The organism is Micromonospora sp. WMMA2032, from assembly GCF_002688545.1.
Lineage (GTDB): Bacteria > Actinomycetota > Actinomycetes > Mycobacteriales > Micromonosporaceae > Micromonospora > Micromonospora sediminicola.
Map to the genome: position 1 here is coordinate 2,183,296 of NZ_CP024052.1, position 15,471 is coordinate 2,198,766.

The window sequence follows — 15,471 nt, forward strand, 5'->3', positions numbered from 1 at the left end:
AGTACCGCCCAGCGGGCGGGGCAAACCTCCGCTCTAGGGTGATCGGGTGGTCGCGGCGCTGGAGCTGTATCTCGACACCGACGCCACCCGGCGGGTCCGGGTGCTGTGGGACCTGCTGGAGTCCGAGGGGGTGCCGAGCATGCGCTCGCTGCTGGCCCAGCGGCACCGCCCGCACGTCTCGCTGGCGGTCGCGCCCCGCCTGGACCCGCGGCAGGTGGCCGAGGCGCTCGCCGGGACGGTGGTCGCCGCGCCGCTGCGGTTGGAGTTCCAGCACGCCGGCCAGTTCGTCGGACGCGTGCTGTGGCTCGGGCCGGCGCCCACGCCGGAGCTGCTGGCCCACCACGCGGACGTGCACGAGCGGCTGGTCCGGGCCGGGGTCGGCGTGGTGGAGCACTACCGGCCGGGTCGCTGGGTGCCGCACTGCACGCTCTCCATGCGGGTGCCGAACCCGCTGATGGGCGCCGCGGTGCGCCGTTGCCTGGAGGTGCTTCCGCTGACCGCCACCGTGGTCGGCGCGGCGGTGACCGACCACGCCCGGGACATCTCCCACCCGCTGCCCTGACCGCGCCGGCCGGCCGCCCACCACCGGGAATACACTGGGCCGATGAGGTGGAGCCGGTGACCGGCGGGGACGCGACAGGACCCGGCTACGGTCACGACTGTTTCGCCTACGCCGACCCCGCCGTGCTGCACGCGCTGGAGATCGTCCAGGTCACCGCGGGACTCGCCGCGGGCGAACAGGTCTGGCTGGTCGGCCCGGAGGAGCCCGAGGTGACGGCCCGGCGGCTGACGACGGTGCCCGGGTTCACCGCCGCGCGGCGTCGCGGCGACGTGCGGCTGCTGTCGGTGGGCCAGGCCTACCGGCACGACGAGGTGGTCGATCCCGGGGAGCAGGTCCGGGCCTACGTGCGGGCCACCACCGAGGCGCTGACCGCGGGCTACACGGGCCTGCGGGTGGTCGCGGAGGCGACCGGCCTGGTGCGCACCGCCGCGCAGCGGGACGCCTTCGCCCGTTACGAGCACCGCATCGACCACTGGATGCGGCACCGGCCGATGTCGGCGGTCTGCGCGTACGACCGGCGGGTGCTGGGCGACGCGGCGATCGCCGAGCTGGCCTGCCTGCACGCGCAGACCAACGCCGAGGTGCTGTTCCGGTTGCACGCCGGCGGCGACGACGCGACGGTGGCGCTCGGCGGCGAGCTGGACCCGTCCAACCACCGGCTCTTCGCCACCGCGCTGGAGCGGGCCGACCCGCGTCCGGTGGCGGGCCGGCTGGTGTTCGACGCGTCCCACCTGCGCTTCGTCGACCACCGCAGCCTGCTGCACCTGCGCGACCATGCCCACCGTCGGGACGCGGTGGCGGTGCTGCGCACCCGCTACCGGGCCCCGGCCCGGCTGGTGGAGCTGCTGGGTCTGACCGGCGTCCTGGTGGAGGTGATCCGATGAGGACCGGCGCCGGCGCCGGCCACACCGGCTACGTCCACGAGGCGCTCCTCTACGACTCCGAGGACGAGTTGCTGGGCGTGGTGCTGCCGTTCCTGCTCGGCGGGGTCGAGGCCGGCGAGATCGCCGCGGTGAGCCTGGACGTGCGCAACGCCGAGCTGGTGCGCCGCGCGTTGCCCGCCGGCGCCGAGGTCACCTTCCTGCCGGGCGGCGACGTCTACGCCCGACCCACCGCCGCGATCCGCGCCTACCGTGAGCTGTTCACCTCGTTCGCGGCCACCGGCACGTCGCAGATCCGGATGGTCGGCGAGCTGCCGCCGCTGCTGCTCGGCGCGACCTGGGACGCGTGGGCCCGCTACGAGTCGGCGATCAACCACGTCTACGACGACTTCCCGCTCTGGGGTCTCTGCGCCTACGACCGCCGGCTGGCGCCGCCGCACGTGCTGGCCGACGTGGCCCGCACCCATCCCCGGCGCGCCACGCCGGGGGGTGGACACGAGCCGACGGGCCTCTACACCGAGCCGGCGACCTATCTGGCCGAGTGCCGCCCCGCGCCGCTCGACCCGGTGCAGCACGCGACCCCGCTGGTCGAGCTCGTCGACCCGACACCCGCCCAGGCTCGGGACGCGGTCCGGGCCGCCGACGCCGGCCGGCTCCCGCCCGACGACCTCGACGACCTGGTGATCGCCGTGAGCGAGGTGGTCAGCAACGCGCTGCGGCACGGCACGGCGCCGGTGTGCCTGCGCCTGTGGCGTGCCCCCGACCGGATGGTGGTGGCCGTGCACGACCGCGGTCCCGGCCCGAAGGACCCGTACGCCGGGCTGCTGCCGGCGGGCGACGGGAGCGAGGGCGGCCTGGGCCTGTGGATCAGCCACCAGAGCTGTCACCACGTGACCCACCACCGGGACGCCGACGGTTTCACCATCCGACTGACGGTCGGGAATCCCCACTTCCCGGTCTGACTCGCGGATCAGGGGGCGGGGCGGGGCGAGACGCGCCCGCGGACACGGTACCGTAGCGCCTCATCGTGCCCTGCGGCCTGGCGCTGGCGAACCGACGGAGGATGGCGCATGTCCAACGGTGAGGAACCGTTCGCACCCCACGACGACGTGTCCGCACGCCCCCGGTTCGACCCGGCGCTGCGCGGCTACGACAAGCGTCAGGTGGACCGGTACGTCGAGCAGATGGACGGCGAGGTGAACGCGCTGACCGCCGCCCGGGACCGGGCGTTCGCGCAGGTGCGGGAGCTGACCGCGCAGGTGCAGCGGGCGCAGGCCGAGGCGGTCGAGCTGCGGGACCGCCCGACGGCGGTGGACCGGGCCTCGTTCCGCGACCTGGGGCCGATGGTCGACCAGATCCTCGACCTGGCCGAGAAGCAGGCCGGCCAGATCACCGAGATGGCCACCCGACGCGCGGAGGACCACCAGGCGCAGGCGGAGAAGGTGCTGACCGCGGCCCAGGAGCAGGCCGCCCGGGAGCGGCGCGAGCTGGACGAGGAGCTGTCCGCCCGCCGGGCCGAGCAGGAGCGGGTGGACGAGGAGCGGCGGGCCGCCGCGCAGGCGGAGCTGACCGCCGTGCGCGAGCTGGCGGAGAAGCTGCGCACCGAGGGCCAGGCCGCGCACGACCGGGCCCAGCAGGAGGCGAAGCGGATCACCGAGCAGAGCGCCCAGCAGGTCGAGCAGGCCCGGTCCGCGTCCGAGGCGCTGGTGAAGGCCGCGCGTACCCAGATCCAGCAGGAGGTGCAGGCCACCCGCAGCAAGGCGCAGCAGGAGCTGGCCCAGTGGCAGGCCACCATGGCGCGGGAGCTGGACGAGCGGCGGGCCGCGGCGGAGCAGGAGCTGGCCGACCGGGCGAGCGCCGCCGAGCGGGACATCGCCGCCCTGGTCGCCGAGGCCCAGCAGTACGCCACCGAGGTGCGGGAGCGGGCCGACGAGGAGACCGCGGCGCACCAGGAGCAGCTCGCCACCGTCCAGCGGGAGGTCCAGCAGCGGCAGGAGGCCCTGGCCCGGCTCACGTCCGAGCTGGAGACCGTCGGCACCCAGTTGGAGGAGACCCGCGGCGAGATCGCCGCGATCGAGCGGTCCGGCGCGGAGCTGGAGGAGCGGCTGGTCGGCGTCCGCCGGGACCTGGCCGCCGAGACCAAGCGGCTGGACGAGGCGCGACGCGCGGCGGAGCTGGCCGAGCAGCACGCCAAGGAGACCCGGGCCCGGGTGCAGCGGGAGGCCAAGCGGGTCGCCGACCTGGCCGCGGCGGCGGTGATGGCGGCCGCCGCGGGCGGCGGGGAGACGGCCGAGTACCCGCAGGTGGGCGCGCGTCCGGCCGCCGCACCGATGGTGGCGGCCGAGCCGGCGCGGGTCGATGCCGACCGGGCCGAGACGGACCCGGGCGACACCGATCGGCCGACCGCCGAGCCCTTCATCGAGCGGCTGGACGGGCCGAGCTTCGACGCCTTCGCGGTGCGGACGCCGGCGCCGCGCCCGGTGCCGGAGGCGGAGACCACCGGTCCGGAAACCGGGGTGCGTGCCCCGGCCTGAGCGGGACGCCGGACCTTGCCACCATCCTTTGCCATATGCAAATATCTGCATCGATGTGTAGGGCAGGACTCGATCCTTCACGGGGGTTGGTGGACATGCGAAAAGCATCCTCGATCGGCGCGGCCGTCGTCCTGACCGTCGCCGCGGCGGCTGTCGCGGTGGTCGGCTCGGCCGCACCGGCCAGCGCGAGTTGCAGTCACTCGCACTCCAACGTCGACCCGAAGTTCGGCCAGCTCTTCAACGCCACCAACGTCAACATCCGCACCGGCCCGCACACCACCTGCGGCTCCCTCGGCTACGGCCAGCTGAGCCACAGCGTTGACTTCCACTGCTTCGCCAGCGGCGACCGGGTCAGCGCGAACGGCCACACCACCTACACCTGGACCTACCTGCGGGACACCTCCACCGGCGTCTCCGGTTGGGTCGCCGACGCCCTGCTCGACAACCTCGGCGGCAACGTCGCCTGCTGACCGGTCCGCGCGGCGCGGGCCGGGCGGGCAGAATCAGCGGGCATGACCGGAGTCGGCCTGCACCCGCCCGTCGAGCCGTACGCCGTCCACCGCGTGCCGGTCGGCGACGGCCACGTCCTGCACGTGGAGGAGGTGGGGCGGCCGGACGGCGTACCGGTGGTCTTCCTGCACGGCGGGCCGGGCGGCGGCCTGGTGCCGGCGGCCCGGCGGTTCTTCGACCCGGCGCGCTACCGGGCGGTCCTGTTCGACCAGCGCGGCGCGGGTCGCAGCACACCGTTCGGCGGGCTGGCGGCCAACACCACCTGGCACCTGGTGTCCGACCTGGAGACGATCCGGCGGCACCTCGGGATCGCCTCCTGGATGGTCTTCGGTGGATCGTGGGGGGCCACGCTCGGGCTGGCCTACGCGCAGACCCACCCGGAGCGGGTGACCGGTCTGGTGCTGCGCGGCGTGCTGCTGCTGCGCCGCAGCGAGCGGGAGTGGTTCTACCAGGGCGGCCTGCGCCACCTGCAACCCGAGGAGTGGGACCGGTTCGTCGCCCCGATCCCGCCGACCGAGCGCGACGACGTGCTGGCCGCCTACCACCGGCGGCTGCACGGCCCGGACGAGGCCGAGGCCCGGGCCTACGCGCGGGCCTGGGGGCGGTGGGAGGCGGTCAACTCGTCGTTGCGGCCCGACCCGGAGCTGCTCGCCCACCTCACCGCCGACGAGCAGGCGCTGCCGATCGCCCGGATCCTGTCCCACTACGCGTTGAACGGCGGCTTCCTCGCCGAGGGGCAACTGCTCGACGGGGTGGACCGGATCCGCCACCTGCCCGCCGTGATCGTCAACGGCCGGTACGACCTGTGCTGCCCGCCGGTGTCCGCGTACGACCTGGCCCGGCGGTGGCCGGAGGCGGAGCTGCGGATCGTGCCGGACGCCGGGCACTCGGCGGCGGAGCCGGGCATCGCCCGGGAGCTGCTGCGCGCCACCGACCGGGTGGCCGACCTCGTCGGCTGAGCCGGCACGTCAGCGGGCCAGCAGGTCGCGGATCGGCTCGCCGATGGCCGGATCGACCGGGAAGCGGGACTCCAGCCAGTGGAGCATCGCCCGGGCGGCGGCGCGGTTGTGCCGGTAGCCGGGCACCAGTTCGGCCAGGGGCAGCACCTCCGGCGGGTACGCCTGCTCGACCCGGCGGCTCGGGTCGAACGGGTCCCGCCGGTGCGCGGCCGGCGTGGTGAGGCGCAGCAGGGCCAACGCCCGGTCCACCGCGTACGTCTGGATGAACCGCGCCGCGGTGAGCCGCTCGCCGCGCAGTTCGCGGTGCAGGCCGACGTACAGGTTGGTGAGCGCCTCGTTGAGGTGGAACTCGACCGTGTCGTACGGGGTGGGCGCGCCGGCCGGCGCGCCGGCGTCGGCGAGGCCGGGCGGCGCGTCGGGGCGCTGCCAGACCACCCGCGCCCCGGTGAACGGGAGCCGGGCCAGCTCGGCCACGGTGAAGATCGCGTACTCGACGAAGATGCCGTCGGCGTAGCGCGCCTTGCGGCCGTTGCGCTCGTTGGCGAAGCTGTACGCCACCGGACAGGGCGCGCCGAGCCAGTCGATGTCCTCCGCGTAGCGGGCCACCGCGCCGTCCGCGACGACCAGGAAGAAGTCGAGGTCGGAGTGGTCGTCGAGCCGGTCGTGGTCCACCCCGGCCGAGCCGAGGCCGAGCAGCGCCACGGCGTCCGGTCGGGTGGTGAGGTGGGTGGCGAGGTCGTCGAGCCGACGCAGCATCGGGTGCATGCCGTCGCCCCTTCCGTGAAGAGTCGACGTTTCATCCCGCTCGGCCCTGCACGCCGCCGGGGTCGCGACACCGATGCCGCCCATTGTGCGTCGGACCCCCGACACCGTGCCACCCGGAGCCTGGTCATCGGACGGCGCCGCTGGCAAGATCGACCGGGTGACGGGTGCGCTCTACGCGGTCAGTGACCTCCACGTGTCGTACGCGGAGAACCGGGCCGTGGTGGACGGCCTGCGGCCGGAGACGGCGGACGACTGGCTGATCGTCGCCGGTGACGTCGGCGAGGTGTTCGCCGACGTCGAGCGGACGCTGCGGCTGCTGCGCGACCGGTTCGCCACGGTCGTCTGGGCGCCCGGCAACCACGAGCTGTGGACCCACCCCACCGACCCGGTGACGCTGCGCGGGGTGGCGCGCTACGAGGCGCTCGTCGGGATGTGCCGCGACCTCGGCGTGCTCACCCCGGAGGACGACTTCCCGGTGTTCCGGGGCGTCGGCGGGCCGGTCACCGTGGCGCCGCTGTTCGTGCTCTACGACTACTCCTTCCGCGCCCCCGGCACCACCACGAAGGAGGACTCGCTGGCCGCCGCCTACGCCGCCGGCGTGGTGTGCACCGACGAGATGCTGCTGCACCCCGACCCGTACCCGGACCGGGAGTCCTGGTGCCGGGCCCGGCTGGCGGTGACCGAGCGGCGGCTGGCCGCCACCGACCCGGCGCTGCCGACGGTGCTGGTCAGCCACTGGCCGCTGGTCCGCCAGCCCACCGAGGTGCTCTGGTACCCGGAGTTCGCCCAGTGGTGCGGCACCGACCGCACCGCCGACTGGCACGTGCGGCACCGGGCGGCCGTCGCGGTCTACGGGCACCTGCACATCCCCCGCACCACCCGGTACGACGGGGTGCGCTTCGAGGAGGTGTCGCTGGGCTACCCGCGCGAGTGGGGGCGGCGGGGCGGCGAGCCCCGGCCGATGCGACGCGTCCTCGGCGACGACACGTGATCGAGGCGCTGCTGCCGGCGGGCACCGTCGCGGTCGAGGCGTACGCCGACGTGCCCGGCGAGCCGCCGTACCCCGGCGAGGAGGACCTGGTCGCCCGCGCGGTGGACGGCCGCCGCCGGGAGTTCGTCACCGCCCGGCGCTGCGCGCGGGAGGCGCTGGCCGAGCTCGGGTACGCGCCGGCGCCGATCCGCCCCGGCCCCCGGCGAGAGCCGATCTGGCCGGCCGGGGTGGTGGGCAGCATCACCCACTGCGCCGGCTACCGGGCCGCCGCGGTGGCCCCGGGCGCCTCGCTCGCCGGATTGGGCATCGACGCCGAACCGCACGAGCCGCTGCCCGACGGGGTCGCGGGCGCGGTCACCGCCGCCGGCGAGCCGGAGCACCTGACCGGCCTGCGGGCCGCCCACCCGACGGTGCACTGGGACCGGCTGCTGTTCAGCGCCAAGGAGTCGGTCTACAAGGCGTGGTACCCGCTGACCGGGCGCTGGCTCGGCTTCGAGGACGCGGAGCTGACCATCGATCCGGCCGGCCGGTTCGTCGCCCGGGTGCTGGTCGACGGCGCCCGGGCCGACGGGGGCCCGCCGCTGCGCCTGCTCCACGGCCGCTGGCTGGTCGCGCGCGGACTGGTGGTGACCGCCGTCGCGGTGTCCACCGGTTCGTCCTTGTTTGCCCGGCCCGACCCGGGGTAGGGGCCTGAGGACCTGGTCATTTCGCCGCAGGGAGGACAGGTCCTGATGGAATCCAGCAAGCCCGCCCAGGTCGTCAAGGGTGTCGTCGAAGCCGCCGTCGAGAAGGTCGGCGACGCGCTGGCCCCGGACGTGCCGGGCGCGCCGGGCAGCGCGCCGCCGTCGCTCGACGAGCCCACCGCGCCGCACGGCCCGCTGCCGCCCACGGACGAGCAGGGCGCACCGGACACCCGCACCCCGACCGGCGCCGAGACCGGCGTCCCGAAGATCGCCAAGGGACAGCAGGGGGCGTATCTCACCACCGCCAACGGTGCGCGACTGCGCGACACCGACCACTCGCTGAAGGCCGGGCCCCGCGGTCCGGTGCTGTTGCAGGACCACCACCTGCGCGAAAAGATCATGCACTTCGACCACGAGCGGATCCCGGAGCGGGTGGTGCACGCCCGGGGCGCCGGCGCGCACGGCGTGTTCGTCGCCTACGGCACCGCCGAGGAGGTCACCCGCGCCGGGTTCCTGAAGAAGGGCCGGGAGACGCCGGTCTTCGTCCGCTTCTCCACCGTGCTGGGCTCGCGCGGGTCGGCCGACACGGTGCGCGACACCCGGGGCTTCGCCACCAAGTTCTACACCGACGAGGGCACGTTCGACCTGGTCGGCAACAACATGCCGGTCTTCTTCATCCAGGACGCGATCAAGTTCCCGGACATCATCCACGCCGGCAAGCCGCACCCGGACCGGGAGATCCCGCAGGCGCAGAGCGCGCACGACACGTTCTGGGACTTCGTCTCGCTGCACACCGAGGCGCAGCACCACACCATCTGGAACATGTCCGACCGGGGCATCCCGCGGTCCTACCGGACCATGGAGGGCTTCGGCGTGCACACCTTCCGCCTGGTGAACGAAGCCGGCGCGACGGTGCTGGTCAAGTTCCACTGGAAGCCGAAGCTCGGCGCGCACTCGCTGGAGTGGGAGGAGGCGCAGCTGATCAACGGGATCGACCCGGACTTCCACCGCCGCGACCTCTACGACGCCATCGAGGCCGGCGCGTACCCGGAGTGGGAGCTGGGCATCCAGGTCTTCCCGGACACCCCGGAGGAGACGTTCGCCGGGATCGACCTGCTCGACCCGACGAAGATCGTGCCGGAGGAGCTGGCGCCGGTGCAGCCGATCGGCCGGCTCACGCTCAACCGGACCCCGCGCAACTTCTTCGCCGAGACCGAGCAGGTGGCGTTCCACGTGGGCCACCTGCCGCCCGGCATCGACGTCACCAACGACCCGCTGTTGCAGGGCCGGCTCTTCTCGTACCTGGACACGCAGCTGACCCGGCTGGGCGGGCCGAACTTCACCCAGATCCCGATCAACCGGCCGCACGCCGACGTCAACGACATGCTCCGCGACGGCTTCCACCAGCAGGCGGTGCACGCCGGGGTGGCGCCGTACCGGCCGAACTCGCTCGACGGCGGCAACCCGTTCCCGGCCGGCGACCGCGAGCACGCGTTCGTGGATGTCCCGGTGACGGTGGCCGAGGCGCCCAAGGTCCGGGCCGCGCCGGCGTCCTTCGACGACCACTTCAGCCAGGTCCGGCTCTTCTGGGCGAGCATGTCGCCGGTGGAGAAGGAGCACATCGTCCGGGCGTACACGTTCGAGCTGGGCAAGTGCTACCACCAGGCGATCAAGGAGCGGCAGCTGCAGAGCCTGGCCAACATCGACCCGGTGCTGTGCGAGCAGGTCGCCACCGGTCTGGGCCTGCCCGCGCCGCAGCCCACCGTGCCGCTGGCGGAGGCGCAGCCCAGCCCGGCGCTGTCCCAGGTCGGCCGGGAGTGGCCGGCCGACGGCCGGATGGTCGGCATCGTGGTCGACGCGGACGGCGACCTGGACGACGTCGCCGAGGTCCGGCGGGCGGTGTTCGCCGCCGGCATGGTGCCGCTGCTGGTCGCCGCGCACGGCGGCACGGTCGGCGGGCTGCCGGTGCAGCGCACGTTCGCCACCGCCCGCTCGGTCGAGTTCGACGCGGTCCTGCTGGCCGGCGCCCCGGCGCCGGCGCCGGACGCGCTGCCCGCCCGCGACGCCAAGGCCGGCGCGACGGGTTCGTCCACCGTCGACCCGCGGGTGCTGCTGCTGGTCGAGGAGGCGTGGCGGCACGCCAAGGCGATCGGCGCGTGGGGCGCCGGCGCGGAGGTGCTGCGGCAGACCGGGGTGGCCGGTTCGCCGGGCGTGGTCGCCGAGGGCTCCGGCGCCGAGGCGTTGGAGTCGGTGCAGCGGCTGATGGCGGCGCACCGGGTCTGGGAGCGGTTCCCGGCCTCGGTCGCCTGACCGACGCACCGGCGAGGGGCGGTCCGCCACGGGCGGGCCGTCCCTCGCCGCTTCTTTCATTGACCTGTCTCAGTATTGCAGCATGACGTCGCCCACTGCCATGATGACCGTCGATTTCTCCCTCTCTTCCGAAGGAACGGTCCCATGGCGCCCTCCCGCCGCACCCTGATCCGGTCCGCGCTCGCCGGATCCGCGCTCGCCGTGCTCCCCGACCTCGCGCTTCCCCCCGCTCCGGCCGCCGCCGCCAGCCCGCCGGGCGACGTGGTCGGGAAGGTCACCGTCGGCTACCAGGGCTGGTTCAGCTGCCCCGGTGACGGCGCCCCGATCGGCGGCTGGTGGCACTGGAGCCGGGACCGGTTCCAGTCCCCCTCACCGGCCAACACGACCATCGTCTCCTGGCCGGACATGCGCGAGTACGACCGCGGCTACGCCACCGCGTACCCGAACCGCGGTGACGGCCGACCGGCCACGCTCTTCTCCTCCTACGACCAGCAGACCGTGGACACCCACTTCCGCTGGATGCGAGAGCACGGCTGCGACACCGCCGCGCTGCAACGGTTCAACCCGTTCGGCGACGAGGGGCCGACCCGCGACGCCATGGCGGCGAAGGTCCGGTCGGCGGCCGAACGCTTCGGCCGCACGTTCTACGTCATGTACGACGTCACCGGCTGGACGGCCATGCAGTCGCAGCTCAAGGAGGACTGGGCCACCCGGATGTCGGCGCACACCGCGTCACCGGCGTACGCCCGGCAGAACGGCCGGCCGGTCGTCTGCGTGTGGGGATTCGGCTTCGCCGACGACGGCCGCCCCTTCGCCCCCGCCGCCTGCCTGGACGTGGTGCGGTGGCTCAGGGCGCAGGGCTGCTACGTGATCGGCGGGGTGCCCACCTACTGGCGGCAGGGGATCAACGACTCCCGGCCCGGCTTCGGCGACGTCTACCGGGCGTTCGACATGCTGTCGCCGTGGATGGTCGGGCGCACCGGCTCGCTCGACGGGCTGGACTGGTTCCACGACAACGTCAACGTCCCCGACCTGGCCGACTGCGCCGCCCACGGCATCGACTACCAGCCCTGCGTGATGCCCGGCGACCTGTCCGCCGGGCACCGACGGCACGGCGACTTCTACTGGCGGCACCTGTACAACATGGTGCGGCTCGGCGCCCACGGCCTCTACGTGTCGATGTTCGACGAGTTCAACGAGGGCAACCAGATCGCCAAGACGAGCGAGACCGGCGCGACCACCCCGGCGGGCGTGGGGATCCGGGCCCTCGACGAGGACGGCACCGCCTGCTCGGCCGACTACTACCTGCGGATCACCGCCGACGGCGGACGGATGCTCAAGGGACAGTTGGCGCTCACCGCGACGCGCCCCACCCCGCCGGTGGTCGGGGGTGGGCAGCCACCCGCCGACGACCTGGCGGCCGGCCGGCCGGCGACCGCGAGCAGCCAGCAGAACGGCCCGTACGGCGCCGGCAACGTCGTCGACGGCGACCGGGGCAGCTACTGGGAGTCGGCGAACGGCGCGTTTCCCCAGTGGTGGCAGGTCGACCTGGGCGCGAGCCACCCGGTCACCCGCCTGGTGCTCGCGCTGCCGCCCGGGTGGGAGGCCCGGACCCAGACGCTGTCCGTGCAGGGCAGCGTCGACGGCGCCGACTTCGCCACGCTCACCGGGCCGACCGGCGTCCGCTTCGACCCGGCGACCGGCAACGAGGCGACGGTGACCCTCTCCGCCACCTCCGTCCGCCACCTGCGGGTGCGGTTCACCGCCAACACCGGCTGGCCGGCGGGGCAGCTCGCGCACCTGTCCGCGTACGCCGGGTAGTTCATCGACGCACATCGTTGACGGCTTAGTTAATACTCTTTAATATTTGGTCCACCTCGAGGAAGACCCCCTGTCCACCCCCGTCCCCCGGGAAGGCCCCCTCGATGCCCAGACCCCACCTCCGGCGCCGCCTCGCCGCCGGTGCGCTCGCGCTGGCCACCACCGCCGCCACCCTCACCCTCGCCCCGTCCGCCGCCGAGGCGGTCGTGCTGCCCGGAAACTTCAAGAGCGTCGGCTACCTGCCGTCCTGGAGCGGCAGCGTCAACACCGTCCAGTACGGCAAGCTCACCCACGTCAACTACGCCTTCGTGCTGCCCAACGGCGACGGCAGCCTGCGCGCGGTGGAGAACCCGAGCAAGCTCTCCTCGCTGGTCTCGCTCGGGCACGCCAACAACGTGAAGGTCTCCATCGCGATCGGCGGCTGGAACGACGGCGACGACTCCGCGTTCGAGGCGCTCGCCGCCACCTCCGGCGCTCGCGGCGCGTTCGTGAACAACGTGGTCGCCTTCGTCAACCAGTACAACCTCGACGGCGTCGACATCGACTGGGAGTATCCCGACCCGGGCACGTCGGCCAACAACTACACGCTGCTGATGCAACAGCTCGGCAGCGCCCTGCACAGCCGGGGCAAGCTGCTCACCGCCGCGGTGGTCGCCGAGGGCTACTACGTCACCGGCGTCCCGACCGCCGTCTTCGGCTCGGTCGACTGGCTCAACATCATGGCGTACGACGGCGGCAGCCCGCACGCCAACTACGACTGGTCGATCGCCGCGGTCAACGGGTGGAAGGCACGCGGCCTGCCGGCGGCCAAGGTGGTGCTCGGCGTGCCGTTCTACAGCCGGCCCGGCTACTACACCTACGCCGCGCTGGTCGGCATGGACCCGGCCAACGCCAACCGGGACTGCACCACCGCCGGTGGCGCGCAGCAGTGCTACAACGGCGTCCCGACCGTCAGGCGCAAGACGCAGTGGGCCATGGCGAACGCCGGCGGCATGATGAACTGGGAGCTGTCGCAGGACACCACCGGCTCGACCTCACTGGTCGGCGCGATCTACGACACGGCCACCGGCGGCGGCACGCCGCCCCCGTCCGGGCGCACCGGGCCGATCACCGGCATCGCCGGCAAGTGCGTCGACGTCGCCGCCGCGGGCACCGCCAACGGCACCGCGATCCAGCTCTACGGCTGCAACGGCACCGCCGCGCAGAACTGGACCGTGGCCGGCGACGGCACGCTGCGGGCGCTGGGCAAGTGCCTCGACGTCACCAGCGCCGGCACCGCGAACGGCACGAAGATCCAGCTCTGGGACTGCAACGGCACCGCCGCCCAGGTCTGGCAGGCGCAGAGCAACGGCACGCTGCGCAACCCGGTGTCCAACCGGTGCCTGGACGCCACCGGCAACAGCTCCGCCGACGGCACCCGGCTGCAGATCTGGGACTGCTTCGGCGGCGCCAACCAGGTCTGGCGGCTGCCGGCCTGACCGCCCGACACGTCCCCGCCGCACCGTGCCGGTGTGGCGGGGACGCGTGTCACCAGCGGTTGCGCGCCTCCTCGGCCCAGCCGGTCAGGCCGTCGAGGTCGACGCGCTCGCCGTCGTCGGTGGCCGCCCAGCCGGTGAAGTGCCCGAAGCACTGGTGCGTCTCCCCGGCCAGCACGAGCAGGTTGGTGCGCGCCACCCGCTCGTGGAACGGGTGGAACGTGACGTCCACCCGGTCGCCGGTGATCCGCCACGGCCGCAGCCAGTCGGACCGGTCGTAGCGCCAGGTGAGATCGGCGCCGATCTTGTGCAACCGGCCGTCGACGAAGACCGCGTTCTCGGTCGAACCGGTGCCGTCGGTCCACTTCCCGCCGAGCTGGATCGCGCGACCCGGGCCGCAGCCGGCCGCCCAGTTCCAGCGCACCGCGTACGGCCACTTGCCGCGCCCGTGGTCGAGCACCGCGAACGAGTCGGCGCCGACCGGGTGGTCCGTGCCGTCGGTGCGGATCGAGCCCCGTACCGGGCGGCCGACGTCCTTGACCGTGTACTGGAACCGGCGGGTGCTCCACGGCACCACCACGCCGAGCGACTCGTGCCCCGGCGGCAGCGGCACCACCAGGTCGACCTCGACGCCGGGCGCCGTGGCCCGCACGGTGCTGCCGTCGACCCCCTGGTCGATGTCGATGGTCAGCCCGCCGCCGCGGGCCCGGACCCGGCCGGCGCCGCTGACCGGTGGGAACTCCGTACCCCGGGCGAACGGCACGACCGCCTCGGCGACGGTCTCCCGGCGGGTGCGCCGGTCGAGCAGGTAGAGGCTCTGCACGCCGGCGTAGTCCAGCGAGGACGCGACCAGGCCGAGGACGTGTGTCGGGGTGACCACGCCCCAGTGCTCCCACCGCTTGGCCCGACCCCAGCCGCGCAGGTGGGACCGGTGCAGGGGGCGCCGGCTCCAGCCGACCGCCGCCGGGTTCAGCCGGCCGTCCGGCCGGCACAGGTCGACCGGCTCGGTGATCTCCCGCTCGTGCGTCATCGCCGCAGGCTACCGGGCGGCCCGGCGGACCGGCGTCGGCCGTTCCGCCGGGCCACCGGCGGTCAGCGGCCCCGCTTGGCCCGGCAGATCTCCACCGGCAGGGCCGGCGCGCCGTCGACCGGCGCCGGGTCCTCCGGGGTGGCCGCGATGCCACCGGCCGCGATCCGGTCCAGCGTGGCCAGCCCGGCCGCGTCGATCTGGCCGAAGACGGTGTAGTTCGGGCGCAGCGCCGAGTCGGACTGGACCAGGAAGAACTGGCTGCCGTTGGTGTCCGGGCCGGCGTTCGCCATGGCCAGCGTGCCGCGGGCGTAGAGCCGGCGGACCCCGGTCGGATCGGTCGGCGCCGGCGGCAGGTCCGTGGGCAGCTCGTCGCGGTACCGGTAGCCCGGGCCGCCCTCGCCGGTCCCCGACGGGTCGCCGCACTGCAACACCTTCAACGTCGGGTACGCGGTGAGCCGGTGGCAGGGCGTCCGGTCGTAGAACCTGTGCCGGGTCAGGTGCAGGAAGCTCTGCACCGTGCAGGGGGCCTGCTCGCGGTCGAGGGTCAGCCCGATCGGGCCCTGGTTGGTGCGCAGGGTCACCCGTACCGTCCCCCGGTCCGGCGTGCGCCGCGGGTCGGGCGGCAGCGGCACCGGCCGGGCGGCCGGCTCGTCCGGCGTCGGCGTGTACGCGCACGGCCCCTTCGTCGGGGCGGGGTCGGCCGGCGCCGCGGTGGCGGCGACACCTCCGGCGGCGACCAGCGCGGCGGCGGTCACCGCCACCCCGGCGAGGCGGGCCAGCAGCGGTACGGCGACGTGCGGTCGGGTTTCGCTCGACACGTGGGTCCTCCCTGGACTCGTGGTACCAGAAAGACCGGAGTCTATGGATCCGGTGGCCCGATGTCGACGGTGCGAAAGTCGGTTGCCGGTCCCGTACCGGATCCGGGAGGGTGTCGGCATGACGTTCTGACG

14 protein-coding genes are annotated in these 15,471 nt (G+C 74.1%); 11 read left to right on the forward strand and 3 right to left on the reverse strand.

Annotated elements, in window-relative coordinates:
- Positions 1-46 precede the first annotated feature (46 nt).
- The 6 genes from CO540_RS09430 (at position 47) to pip (ending at position 5,446) form a co-directional block, all read left to right on the forward strand.
- Positions 47-562 carry a 2'-5' RNA ligase family protein gene (locus CO540_RS09430; RefSeq protein WP_099161738.1) on the forward strand — a complete coding sequence of 172 codons (516 nt, stop codon included), beginning with the start codon at positions 47-49 and terminating at the stop codon, positions 560-562.
- 56 nt (positions 563-618) lie between these two features.
- Positions 619-1,446, forward strand: coding sequence for an MEDS domain-containing protein (locus CO540_RS09435; protein ID WP_099164683.1), 828 nt, complete (start codon positions 619-621; stop codon positions 1,444-1,446).
- A complete protein-coding gene (locus tag CO540_RS09440) occupies positions 1,443-2,405 on the forward strand; it encodes an anti-sigma factor RsbA family regulatory protein (RefSeq protein ID WP_099161739.1) in 963 nt (320 codons plus the stop codon). The genes CO540_RS09435 and CO540_RS09440 overlap by 4 nt, the downstream gene beginning before the upstream one ends.
- Before the next feature lie 108 nt (positions 2,406-2,513).
- Positions 2,514-3,977 (forward strand): hypothetical protein, encoded by a 1,464-nt coding sequence (locus CO540_RS09445; protein WP_099161740.1) that lies wholly within the window; start codon positions 2,514-2,516, stop codon positions 3,975-3,977.
- 95 nt (positions 3,978-4,072) lie between these two features.
- Positions 4,073-4,447 carry a hypothetical protein gene (locus CO540_RS09450; protein ID WP_099161741.1) on the forward strand — a complete coding sequence of 125 codons (375 nt, stop codon included), beginning with the start codon at positions 4,073-4,075 and terminating at the stop codon, positions 4,445-4,447.
- A gap of 42 nt (positions 4,448-4,489) precedes the next feature.
- Positions 4,490-5,446 carry a prolyl aminopeptidase gene (gene pip, locus CO540_RS09455; RefSeq protein WP_099161742.1) on the forward strand — a complete coding sequence of 319 codons (957 nt, stop codon included), beginning with the start codon at positions 4,490-4,492 and terminating at the stop codon, positions 5,444-5,446.
- 9 nt (positions 5,447-5,455) lie between these two features.
- Here pip and CO540_RS09460 read toward each other — a convergent pair whose 3' ends face one another.
- Positions 5,456-6,211, reverse strand: a complete 756-nt coding sequence (locus tag CO540_RS09460; protein WP_099161743.1) for a hypothetical protein — start codon at positions 6,209-6,211, stop codon at positions 5,456-5,458.
- A 157-nt stretch (positions 6,212-6,368) separates the two neighbouring features.
- Between CO540_RS09460 and CO540_RS09465 the strand changes: the two genes are divergently transcribed.
- From CO540_RS09465 to CO540_RS09485, 5 genes are all read left to right on the forward strand, one after another.
- Positions 6,369-7,202 carry a metallophosphoesterase gene (locus CO540_RS09465; protein WP_099161744.1) on the forward strand — a complete coding sequence of 278 codons (834 nt, stop codon included), beginning with the start codon at positions 6,369-6,371 and terminating at the stop codon, positions 7,200-7,202.
- The gene (locus CO540_RS09470) at positions 7,199-7,888 is read left to right on the forward strand and encodes a 4'-phosphopantetheinyl transferase (protein ID WP_099161745.1); all 690 of its coding nucleotides are present in this window, start codon (positions 7,199-7,201) and stop codon (positions 7,886-7,888) included. Before CO540_RS09465 ends, CO540_RS09470 begins: the two co-directional genes overlap by 4 nt.
- 45 nt (positions 7,889-7,933) lie before the next feature.
- Entirely contained in the window at positions 7,934-10,195 is a 2,262-nt protein-coding gene (locus CO540_RS09475; RefSeq protein WP_099161746.1) for a catalase, read from the forward strand.
- A gap of 144 nt (positions 10,196-10,339) precedes the next feature.
- Complete coding sequence (locus CO540_RS09480; protein ID WP_099161747.1) at positions 10,340-12,016, forward strand: discoidin domain-containing protein; 1,677 nt, start codon at positions 10,340-10,342, stop codon at positions 12,014-12,016.
- Between the two features lie 104 nt (positions 12,017-12,120).
- Complete coding sequence (locus CO540_RS09485) at positions 12,121-13,494, forward strand: glycosyl hydrolase family 18 protein (RefSeq protein WP_099161748.1); 1,374 nt, start codon at positions 12,121-12,123, stop codon at positions 13,492-13,494.
- 49 nt (positions 13,495-13,543) lie between these two features.
- Here CO540_RS09485 and CO540_RS09490 read toward each other — a convergent pair whose 3' ends face one another.
- The gene (locus CO540_RS09490) at positions 13,544-14,521 is read right to left on the reverse strand and encodes a DUF2804 domain-containing protein (RefSeq protein WP_099161749.1); all 978 of its coding nucleotides are present in this window, start codon (positions 14,519-14,521) and stop codon (positions 13,544-13,546) included.
- A 62-nt stretch (positions 14,522-14,583) separates the two neighbouring features.
- Positions 14,584-15,339 carry a peptidylprolyl isomerase gene (locus CO540_RS09495; RefSeq protein ID WP_099161750.1) on the reverse strand — a complete coding sequence of 252 codons (756 nt, stop codon included), beginning with the start codon at positions 15,337-15,339 and terminating at the stop codon, positions 14,584-14,586.
- Between the last annotated feature and the right edge of the window lie 132 nt (positions 15,340-15,471).

What these genes read in the sequence shown, in the direction of transcription:
- CO540_RS09485 (WP_099161748.1), top strand. Translation starts at nt 12,121, where the DNA reads ATGCCCAGACCCCACCTCCGGCGCCGCCTCGCCGCCGGTGCGCTCGCG.
- CO540_RS09475 (WP_099161746.1), top strand. Translation starts at nt 7,934, where the DNA reads ATGGAATCCAGCAAGCCCGCCCAGGTCGTCAAGGGTGTCGTCGAAGCC.
- CO540_RS09490 (WP_099161749.1), bottom strand. Translation starts at nt 14,521, where the DNA reads ATGACGCACGAGCGGGAGATCACCGAGCCGGTCGACCTGTGCCGGCCG.
- CO540_RS09480 (WP_099161747.1), top strand. Translation starts at nt 10,340, where the DNA reads ATGGCGCCCTCCCGCCGCACCCTGATCCGGTCCGCGCTCGCCGGATCC.
- CO540_RS09460 (WP_099161743.1), bottom strand. Translation starts at nt 6,211, where the DNA reads ATGCACCCGATGCTGCGTCGGCTCGACGACCTCGCCACCCACCTCACC.
- CO540_RS09445 (WP_099161740.1), top strand. Translation starts at nt 2,514, where the DNA reads ATGTCCAACGGTGAGGAACCGTTCGCACCCCACGACGACGTGTCCGCA.
- pip (WP_099161742.1), top strand. Translation starts at nt 4,490, where the DNA reads ATGACCGGAGTCGGCCTGCACCCGCCCGTCGAGCCGTACGCCGTCCAC.
- CO540_RS09450 (WP_099161741.1), top strand. Translation starts at nt 4,073, where the DNA reads ATGCGAAAAGCATCCTCGATCGGCGCGGCCGTCGTCCTGACCGTCGCC.
- CO540_RS09440 (WP_099161739.1), top strand. Translation starts at nt 1,443, where the DNA reads ATGAGGACCGGCGCCGGCGCCGGCCACACCGGCTACGTCCACGAGGCG.